General features: G+C 69.7%; 5 protein-coding genes. All 5 read right to left on the minus strand.

Going from position 1 to position 10,220, the window contains the following annotated elements; genetic code table 11:
• Positions 1-808: 808 nt before the first annotated feature.
• Positions 809-2,893 carry a maltotransferase domain-containing protein gene (locus tag H5J26_RS24030; protein WP_181768041.1) on the minus strand — a complete coding sequence of 695 codons (2,085 nt, stop codon included), beginning with the start codon at positions 2,891-2,893 and terminating at the stop codon, positions 809-811.
• Between the two features lie 429 nt (positions 2,894-3,322).
• Positions 3,323-4,570, minus strand: coding sequence for a cytochrome P450 family protein (locus H5J26_RS24035; RefSeq protein WP_181768045.1), 1,248 nt, complete (start codon positions 4,568-4,570; stop codon positions 3,323-3,325).
• A 38-nt stretch (positions 4,571-4,608) separates the two neighbouring features.
• Entirely contained in the window at positions 4,609-5,790 is a 1,182-nt protein-coding gene (locus H5J26_RS24040; RefSeq protein WP_210771700.1) for a cytochrome P450, read from the minus strand.
• 864 nt (positions 5,791-6,654) lie between these two features.
• Positions 6,655-8,268 (minus strand): M4 family metallopeptidase, encoded by a 1,614-nt coding sequence (locus tag H5J26_RS24045; protein WP_181768043.1) that lies wholly within the window; start codon positions 8,266-8,268, stop codon positions 6,655-6,657.
• Between the two features lie 260 nt (positions 8,269-8,528).
• The coding region (locus H5J26_RS24050) for an ABC transporter ATP-binding protein (protein ID WP_181768044.1) at positions 8,529-10,220 on the minus strand (1,692 nt) is incomplete at its 5' end.

The raw sequence follows: 10,220 nt of genomic DNA on the forward strand, positions 1-10,220 counted from the left end.
CCGTCCAATCGGGCGCATTGCCGGGCGGAGCGGCCGACGGCCCGGTCAGGGCGGCCAGCGCCCATCCCTGACGTCTCTTGTCAGTGCTGCTGCCGGCACGTCCGGAGAGGAAAGTGGCGGGCACGTGCGGCTGAACCCGCCCCGTGGAGTCGGGCGGCTGAGGCGCGGTCACGGTCGGTACCTCCTGAAGACGACGTCGACGGTTGACGGAGCAGGCACCGGCGACGTACCGCCTGCGATGGAGACCGGGGGTCCGGAGCGCCGGGAGGGCCGGGGAGGACGACAACGACCCTGAGAACGCGGGGGAGTCGGGCTCGCGAGGGGAGCGCACCACCCTGAGGCGCCGGGGACTGCGGCGGCCTGCGGACCGTCACTCGTCCGAAGGGCTCTGAGGGACAAGGAACATTCCGACATGACGTCTGGCGTCCTCTCCCGGGTAGATGGAAAGCACGCAGATTGTCCCGAATCGTGCCGTTCCATGTCCGGCTGTACGAGCCGTGTCGGCGATCTTCACCCCAGGGCACGGGGCCCGGCCGCTCCGGGAGCCGTGCCCCGTCCGAGGGGAGCCGGGCCTGTCGCCGAAGCAGTCGACGGCGTTGTCCGCCGACTGATCGGCTTCGTCGCGCACCGATCGAGGAACGCGCACCCGCGTGGGGAACTCGCTTGCGGACTCGTGCGAGCGCGACGGGTCCTCGAAGTTGAGGTCGGCCGGCGGGAGAGGAGGTTCAGACGGCTCGCCCGAACCACTCCGGATGGCGGCCCTCGGCGGGCGCGCCCTCGAACCTCTCGTGGACGGGATCGTCGACGCTCATGGGTGGCTGTTCTCCGGGTCGGCCCGGTCGGGCCGGATCGTGAAGATGTGCGCTGCGGGGTGCTCGCCCCCCGGCTCCAGGCGTACGTGGTTCTCCTTGCCCCAGCGGTGGGTGCGGCCGGTGAGCTCGTCGCGTACGGGGAACGTCTCGGCTCCGCTGCTCTGCGCAGCCGTGAGACCGAATCTCCCGAGGGTCTCCTCGCGCAAAGTCACCTTTCCCTCCTGGACGTTGCGCGGGTCGAGGCTGACCACCACGACGACGGCGTCGGTGCCCGCGTCCGTGCCGGGGTCCTCATCCGGGATGTCGCAGTGCTTGGAGAAGGCGATGACCTGCTCGTTGTCGCAATGGTGGAAGGTGATGGAGCGGAGCTGGCGCAGGGCGGGACGGCTGCGTCGGATCCGGTTGAGGTTCCCGATGAGCGGGGCGATCGAGGCGCCCGAGCGCTCGGCGGCCTCCCAGTCGTGCGGGCGCAGCTGGTACTTCTCGGAGTCCAGGTACTCCTCGCTGCCGGGGCGCAGCGGTGTGGCCTCGCACAGCTCGTAGCCCGCGTACACGCTCCAGGCCGGCGAAAGCGTGGCCGCCAGCACGGCGCGCGTCTCGAAGGCGGGGCGGCCGCCCTCCTGGAGAGCAGTGGGCAGGACGTCCGGGGTGTTGACGTGGAAATTCGGGCGTAGGTAGGAGGCGGCCGGACCGGAGAGCTCCGTCAGATGCGCCGTCAGCTCCTGCTTGGTGTCGCGCCACGTGAAGTCGGTGCAGGACTGCTGGAATCCGACCTTGGCGAGCGTGTGCGTCATCGCGGGGCGGGTGAACGCGTCGGCGAGGAAGAGCACATCGGCGTCGGAGCGGTTGATCTCACCGATGACCTTCTCCCAGAAGCCGACCGGCTTCGTGTGCGGGGTGTCGATCCGGAAGATCCGCACCCCGCGTGACATCCACAGGCGCAGCAGACCGAGCGTCTCGTGGACCAGGGCACGGTAGGCGTCCGGGTCCTGGTCGAAGGCGAGCGGATGGACGTCTTGATGTGTCTGCGTCTGCGTCTGCGCCTGCGCGTGCGGGGAGGTCTCGGCGAGGGCGACCGTGCCGTCCTGACGGTGCGGGAACCACTCCGGATGCTCCTTGATCCATGGGTGGTCCGGGGAGCACTGAAGGGCGAATTCGAGAGCCACCTCCATCCCCAGCGACCGGGCACGTCCCACGAAGTGCTCGAAGTCCTCGAGCGTCCCCAGGTCCGGGTGCAGCGCCTCATGGCCTCCGGCGCCGGAACCCACCGACCAGGGGGAGCCGACGTCGTGCGGGCCGGCGGACAGCGCGTTGTTGGGACCCTTGCGGGCCGTGTCGCCGATGGGGTGCACGGGAGGCAGGCAGACGACGTCGAAACCCATGGCGGCGACGGCGTCCAGGCGCTCCGCTGCGGTGCGGAACGTACCCGGGACGGGCGGCTCCCCTTCGGTGAGCACCGCGCCCTCGGAGCGCGGGAACATCTCGTACCAAGCCCCGAACAGGGCCCGACCGCGCTCCACTTGGAGCGGAAGCGGACGCGTCGCGCTGACCAGCTCCCGCAGCGGGTGCGCATCCAGCACGGCAAGCACCCGTGGCGTCAGGGCGGCCGACAGGCGGGCGGCGACGGGCCGGGTCCGTGCGCGCAGGGCCTCCGCCGCAGCCAGGATGTCCTCCCTGCCCCCGCTCCTGGGCACCTGGGCGGCGGCACGCTCGTGCAGGACGGCGCCCTCCTCCAGGGTGAGTTCGGTGTCGATGCCGGCGGGGATCCTGATCCTCGCCTTGCGCCGCCAGGTGGCGACCGGGTCGGACCACGCCTCCACGGCGTAGGTCCATCTCCCCTCGCTGTCCGGGGTGATCTCCGCTCCCCACCGGTCCGTTCCGGGCGCCAGTTCGCGCATGGGCGTCCACGGGCCGCAGCGGCCCGTCGAGTCACGGAGCACGACGTTGGCGCCGAGCGCGTCGGGTCCCTCGCGGAACACCGTCGCCGAGACGAGGAACGTCTCGCCCGGAACTGCCTTCGCCGGATGACGTCCGCAGTCGATGTGCGGCTGGACGTCGAGGACGGGGATGCGACCGATCATGTCTTCACCTGGGATGGAGTGCGGCTCACGGGCTTTATGCCTGTTGTATCCGCTCTGTCCGGTGCTTCCCTGTCGTGAAGGCGCCGGGGCCCCCGCGCGTTCACCCGGCCGGAGGCCGCGAAGGCAGGGCGGGCCCACTCGCGCCGATGTGCGCGCGGTGCGACGGCCGGTGGGGCCGGGCGGGATGAACTGAGCGCTTCCGGGGCGCGGATTCGGTCCTCCGCGACCACGTCTCAGGTGCCGGTCCGGGCCCGGTCACATAAGAGGGTCGCATCGGCGGCCGTCGAGGACCTCTCCGGATTCTGTTGCCGCAAGGCCCTGTTCGTGCCCCGGCACATGCCGGCACGTGGGCTTCACCCGGGGCCGGCCGTGGAGGTCCCGAGAGCCCGAGGTGACCCCGGCGCACGGCTCCCCGCCTGGAGCACGCCCTCAAACGGCGTGCAGGCGGACCGGGAAGGACTGAAGGTCGTTCTGCGTCAGCACCGGCTGGTTCACGATCTCCTCGACCGGTACGGCCAACTGGAGATCCGGGAAGCGGGCGAAGAGCGCCGGAAGGGCGATGCTCGCCTCCAGCCGCGACAGGGCCGCTCCCGGGCAGATGTGCGGGCCGTGGCCGAAGGCCATGTGCTTGATGGGGGTGGGGCGGGTGATGTCGAACTCGTCGGCGTCGGGCCCGTGTTGATCGCGGTCCCGGCCGATGGCGCGGTAGGAGAGCACCACGCCTTCGCCCTCGCGTATGACGCCGCCGTCCACCTCGATGTCCTCGGTGGCGAAACGCATCAGCAGGTGTGTCGAGGGGGTGTCCCAGCGAAGCGTCTCCTCGATCACCGCGTCCCAGCCGATCTTGCCGTCCAGCACCATGTCCAGCTGGCCGGGGTGGGTGAGCAGCGCGCGCACGGCGTTGAGGATCAGGCCGATCGTCGTCTCGTGCCCTGCTGCGACCATCGCCTTGAGGTTGCCGACGACCTCTTCCTCGGTGAGCGGGTCGCCGCCTTCGTCCGCAAGAATCAGAGCACTTGTCAGATCATCCGTCGGATCGGCCGTACGAGCCCTGGTCATCTCCGTGAAGATCGCGTCGAGTTCAGCGATGACGGCCAGGCGCTCGTCCTGCGGCGTCAGCATCGAGAAGAACGCCTTGTAGAGGGTGTGGAGCCGCGGATGCAGCGCCGGGTCCACACCCATCAGCACGCTGATCACCGACATCGGCAGCGGCAGCGCGAAGACGGACTTCAGGTCCACCGCGCCGTCCGCGCCCTGCGCGGCGAGATCGTCCAGCAGCCGGCCGGTGATGCTCTCGATCACCGGCCGCATCTCCTCCAGGCGCCGTGGCGTGATCGCCTGTGCCGTCTTCGTACGGAGCCGCCGGTGCTCCGCGCCGTCCACGGTGAACATGGAGCGCCCGGCGTCGATCATGCCGATCAGCGGCCACTCGTCCGTGACCTCGCCCGTGCGCCACAGGGTCCACCGGTTGATGTCCTTCACCAGCCGCTGGTCCGTCAGCAGCCGTCGTGCCTCCGCGTGCCGGGTGACCGACCAGGCGGGCACACCGAGCAGTTCGATGCGCGCGAGAGTGCCGGTCTCGCGCAGCCGCCGAGTCTCCTCGTTCAGGTTCCGCACCATGGGATCGAGCACGATCGGGCATCCGCCCGCCGCATCACCGGTGGGTGCGGCGGACATCTGCTCGTGATGCGCGGACGGGCCGGAGGCGGAGTGGTTCATTGTGTGCCTTTGATGGGAGGAGAGGGGGAGAACCGTACGGGCAGAGCGGTCACCCCCTGCTGGATCGCGGACGGCCGCCGGGTCAGCGTCTCGGCGGGCACGGACAGTTCGATCTCGGGAAGCCGGTCGAGGAGGACCTCGATACCGACCCTGACGATCGTCTCGGCGATCTCCTGCGCCTGGAACGGGCACTGGAACTCGCCGTGGCTGAAGGCGAAGTGGGCGCTGTTGCCGCCCCTCAGACCGGTCTCGGCCCCGGCCGTGGTCACGTGCACCTTGGGGTCGGCGTTGGCGCCGGCCAGGCCGAGCAGCAGCAGGTCGCCGGCGCGGATGCGCTGGCCGCCGAGCCAGGTGTCCCAGGCGGCCCAGCGCCCGGCGAGTATCTGGGTGGGAGTCTCCTCCCACAGCACCTCGTTCATCGCCTCGGGGACGCTGCGCCGGCCTCCCGTGAGAGAGGCGGCGAACCGGTCGTCGGTCAGCATCAGACGCACCGAGTTGCCGATCCAGTCCGAGGTGGGCAGGTGGCCCGCGGCCGTGATGGCCATCAGGTCCAGCGCGTACTCCTCGTCGGTGAACCCGTCGGGGTAGGCCATCATCCAGGAGGTGACGTCGGGGCCGGGCGAGACCCGCTTGACGGCCACCAGTTGGTGCATCATCGCGGCGAACTGCCCGAAGCCCTCCAGGGCGTCCGCACCGCCGTCGGCCATGTCGCTCATCGCCTTGCTCAGAGCGGGCGTCTCGGAGTCGGGGAAGCCGAGGATGCGGGCGAGGACCAGGATGGGCAGCGGCTTGGCGTAGTCGGCGATGATGTCCGCCTCGGCGCTCGCGCAGAAGGTGTCGAGCAGCTGGTCGGCCAACTCTTCGCAGTGCTTGTTCAGTTCGAGAGGGCTGACGTTGTCCAGAGCGCTCTGCACCATCTGAAGGTGCCGCCGGTGTTCCGCGCCCACCGTGTAGTAGATGGACGGCTGCCGCTGGCCGATCATCGGCCGGAGCGGCCAGTCCTGCGGGAGGTTGTCCCACTGGTTCCACAGCCCCGAGTCCCGTGGGAAGCACGCGGAGTCGTTGGTGACCTGGTACATCTCCTGGTAGCCGATGACGAGCCAGGCCGGTATGTCCGCCGGGAGCAGCACCGGCACGACCGAACCGTGGTCACGCCGCATCTCGCGGTACAGCTCCATGGGTGCGGTCTCGAACCGGGGGCCGCTCAGCGGCACGGCGTCACCGGCGTGTGCGGGGCATTCCGGCGGCGGGGCGATCCCCGTGCCGGGGACGTCTTGATACGCCGTCACGACGCAACCTTCCTTCGTGGATCGTGACCGCTTGCGTGTGCGGGACTGGAACGACGTGACCGGAGCACGGTTCCAGCGACGCCGGCGTACGGGAGCTGGTCAGAAACCCATCGCGATGTGCGTCGCCACGCATCACCCCGCAGGGGGCGAGCGCGCCCTGGGCCCGGGAAGGCCCGCACCGTTGCTCTTCGCTCACCTCCGCGTTCGCTGCATGCCACTACGCCGGCCTGCACGCGTCGGTGCGAGGAGACGTGTGGACGGTCTTCCCCCCTGCCCCGGGAGCCAGAAGCTTAGGAGCAGATGACGAACGGGTCGAGGGTCGGAGCAGACGCTTTCACATGCCGTTCCGCACCGGGCGCGCCCGGCGCCGGATGTGCCGGACAGGTGAGGGATGTGGCAGGTGGGGCGGAGCTCCTCCCCAATGCGCGGTACGCACCCTTCGGTGGGGCGAGGTCGGGGCCGTTCGTCATTCCTCCAGGCCGGCTGCGTGAACCGGGCCCGTGAGGACGGGAGTTCGGCCTCGTGTCCGCGCGGCCCCGCGGCCCGCGGTGCGAACTCGGCCCGTCCGCCCGGTGCTTCGGCGACGGAGCACCGGCTGCCCCCGCTGGGCCTCGACAACGCACAGGGCTGTGCACGCGACGACGGGGCGGGTGTCGCGGCGCTGGATCGCGCGCGATGCCCGCCCCGTCGGCGTTCAACGTGAGTCAGGTGAGCAGTGGGACTACGGGAGCCCCGTCAACCACCTGTTCGAGGTCACTTGACCGCGACGGCCGTCCAGGCAGCCTCGACTGCCTTGGTCTCGGCGCTGTCGGCACCGAAGAGGTCGTTGGACGCCTTGACGGTCGCCTCACGGGCCGCCTTGTAGTCCGTGTTCTCGGTCATGTTCTCGGTCAGCGCCTTGAACCAGATCTCCTGGGCCTTGGTGATGCCGATGCCCTTGATCGTGGAGCCGTCGGAGGTCGGCGAGTCGTACGAGACGCCGTTCAGCTCGGACTTGCCGCTGCCCATGGACATCAGGAAGAACCAGTGGTTGGCGATGCCGGACGAGTAGTGCACGTCCACGTCACCGGCGTTGGCGCTCCACTCGTCGAGGGAGTTGCCGTCCTGGCTGGGCTTGTCCATGTAACGGAGCGGCGTGCCGTCACCGTTGATGTCGATCTCCTCGCCGACGAGGAAGTCGCCCACGTCCTCCTTGTTCTCCGGGGCGTGGAACTCGGTCGCCGCCGCGAAGATGTCGGAGGTGGCCTCGTTCAGACCGCCGGACTCGCCCGCGTAGACCAGACCCGCGGTCGTGGAGGTGACGCCGTGCGACATCTCGTGGGCCGCGACGTCGAGCGAGGTGAGCGGGGCCTTGTTGCCCTCACCGTCGCCGTAGGTCATGCAGAAGCAGCTGTCGTCCCAGAAGGCGTTGACGTAGTTGTCGCCGTAGTGGACGCGGCTGGGCGCACCCTTGCCGTCACCGGCGATGCCCTCGCGCTTGAAGACGTCCTTGTAGAAGTCCCAGGTCTGCTGGGCGCCGTAGTGCGCGTCCACAGCCGCGGTCTGGGGGTCGTCGGCCTTGCCGGTGCCCCACTTGTTGTCCTCGTCGGTGAAGTCCTTGCCGTCACCGCTCTCGCTGTTCTCGAGGTTCGTGGTCTTGCTGCCACCACGGGTCTCGTCGCTCAGCGTGAACTTGCCGTCGGAGCCACCGGTGGTGAGCTTGACCTCACCGCTGTACATGCTGGCGCCGGTGCCGTCCGCCTCGTGGATGCCCTGGTACTGCATGAGCTTCTTGCCGGACTTGGCGTCGGTGATGACGTGCAGCTGGCTCGGCGCACCGGACTTCTGGAGGCCGCCCTTGACGGTCTCCCAGGCCAGCACGGGCTTGCCGGTCATCGCGAAGACGACCTTGCGCGGGGCCTTGCTGCCCTCGGCCTTGGGCGTCGCCGGCTTCGCGGCGGCGCTGACGCCCTGGGTGGAGACCTTGATCTCGGCCTTCGTGGACTTGGTGACACCGGTCTGCTTGCCCGACTTGGACTTGTGCACGACCATGTCGCCGCCGAGGACCGGCATACCGTCGAAGGTACGCGCGTAGCGGACGTGGGTGGCGCCGTCCTTGTTCTTGACGACGTCCTTGACCTCGAGGTTCTCCTTGGAGCCGAGGCCGAGGGCCTTGGCGTCCGCGGCCTTCGCGGTCTTGGAGTCAGCCTGCTTGATGAGGCTGGTCTTCTGGGAAGCAGTCAGCTTCGCGGCTGTGGCGCCAGCCTTCATGCCGGAGTCCTGCTCGGTCGGGCCGGCCGTGGCCGTACCCGCGGTGATGCCTGCCACGACGAGCGCGGCGGTGGCTGCGAAAGCGGATATCCGCTGCTTCCTGCTGAACGATCTCACTAGGTGGCTCCTTCTGCCGTGGGGGCCGGACGACGACCTGTGGCACCGTCCGGGCAGAACTGCGATGCGAAAGGATGTACCCCATCCGAACGCACGAGTAACAAAGCTCACCCTGCCATCGCGCAGGTGTGCATGTCACCGTTTCAGGCAGAGAGTGCTCACAGCTTGACCAGATCTTTGTCCGTTGGTCCGACACGGATGCACCGGATAACGGACGCCGCTCACCGAGGAGTTGACACCTCCCCAGGTCACAGGGCGACTCAGTGGTCTGGACCGCTGGCAGTCCGGCCTGGCAGACCTTCGACGATGCTTTCGCGCCACGCCTGGTGCAGACCCGCGAACCGGCCGCTTCCGGCCACGAGTCGGGCCGGAGAGCCGTCCTCGACGATCCGGCCTCCCTCCATCACGAGCACCCTGTCCGCGATCTCCACGGTCGAGAGCCGGTGAGCGATGACCACGGCCGTACGCCCGCGCAGCACAGTCAGCATCGCCTGCTGCACGGCCCGTTCACCGGGGACGTCGAGCGACGACGTCGCCTCGTCCAGGATCAGCACGGCCGGGTCGGCGAGCAGGGCACGGGCGAAGGCCACCAACTGCCGCTGACCGGCGGAGATCCGTCCGCCCCTCTTGCGTACGTCCGTGTCGTATCCGTCCGGCAGGGCGGTGATGAAGTCGTGGGCGCCCAGGGCCTTCGCGGCGTTTGCGATCTCCTCGCGGGTGGCGTCGGGCCGCCCGATCGCGATGTTCTCCGCGACCGTGCCCGAGAAGAGGAACGCCTCCTGGGTCACCATGACGACGCCGCGGCGCAGTTGAGCGCTCTCCAGGTCGCGCAGGTCGACCCCGTCGAGGAGCACGCGTCCGGAGGTGGGGTCGTAGAAGCGGGCGAGCAGCTTGGCCAGGGTCGACTTGCCCGCGCCGGTCGAACCGACCACCGCGACGGTCTGCCCGGCGGGCAGCGTCAGGTCGAACGCGGGGAGCACCTCGCCGCCTGTCCGGTAGCTGAAGGAGACGCGGTCGAAGACGACTTCGCGCCCCTGCGGGCCCGCGCCCGTGGGGCCGCTCTCCCCGCTCGCCGCGGGGGAGGGCAGCTCGCGGGGCGCGAGCGGTTCGGGCACGGAGGGCTGCTGGGCCAGCAGCCCGGCGATCTTCTCCAGCGAAGCCGCCGCCGACTGATAGGAGTTGAGGAACATCCCGAGCCGGTCGATCGGGTCGTAGAGCCTGCGCAGATAGAGCGCCGCGGCAGCGAGCACGCCGAGCGCCAGCTCCTGCCCGGCCACGCGGTAGGCGCCCCAGAGCACGATGACCGCGACCGCCACGTTCGCGGTGAACCGGGAGAGGACGACGTAGCGCGCCATCTCCAGGAGCGAGTCGCCGTTGACCTTCCGGTGACGCCTGTTGAGTTCGGCGAAGGCCGCGTCGTTCGCCCGCTCACGGCGGAACGTCTGCACGGGCCGGATGCCGCCCACGGTCTCCGCGAACTTCACGATGACGGCCGCGATCGCCGTCGACCGGATGCGGTACACGCGCATGGAGCGGCGCTGGAATTCCCGTACGAGCAGGGCGAGCGGCACGAAGCTGGCCAGCGCCGCCGCTCCGAGCCCCAGGTCGAGCCAGAACAGCATGACCAGGATGTAGACCACGGACAGGACGACCGCGAGCAGCTCCTGCAGCCCCTCGTCGAGGAGTTCGCGCAGCGATTCGACGTCGGTCGTGGAGCGGGAGATGAGGCGGCCGGAGGTGTAGCGGTCGTGGAAGTCGACGTCGATCGCCTGCGCGTGGCGGTAGATCCGCCCGCGCAGCTCCATCAGGACCCGCTGGTTGATGCGGGCGGCCGCGATGACGAACTGGAACTGGAGCCGGCCGGACGCCAGTGCGCAGCCCAGGTAGACCGCGCCGACGACGAGGAGCGGGCCGTGGTCGCCGTCCCGGCGCAGGGCCGGGACCGCGTGGTC

It is taken from the genome of Streptomyces albidus (ex Kaewkla and Franco 2022) (genome assembly GCF_013870515.1).
In the GTDB taxonomy this organism is placed as follows: domain Bacteria; phylum Actinomycetota; class Actinomycetes; order Streptomycetales; family Streptomycetaceae; genus Streptomyces; species Streptomyces albidus.

What these genes read in the sequence shown, in the direction of transcription:
- H5J26_RS24040 (WP_210771700.1), bottom strand. Translation starts at nt 5,790, where the DNA reads ATGGAGCTGTACCGCGAGATGCGGCGTGACCACGGTTCGGTCGTGCCG.
- H5J26_RS24035 (WP_181768045.1), bottom strand. Translation starts at nt 4,570, where the DNA reads ATGTCCGCCGCACCCACCGGTGATGCGGCGGGCGGATGCCCGATCGTG.
- H5J26_RS24030 (WP_181768041.1), bottom strand. Translation starts at nt 2,893, where the DNA reads ATGATCGGTCGCATCCCCGTCCTCGACGTCCAGCCGCACATCGACTGC.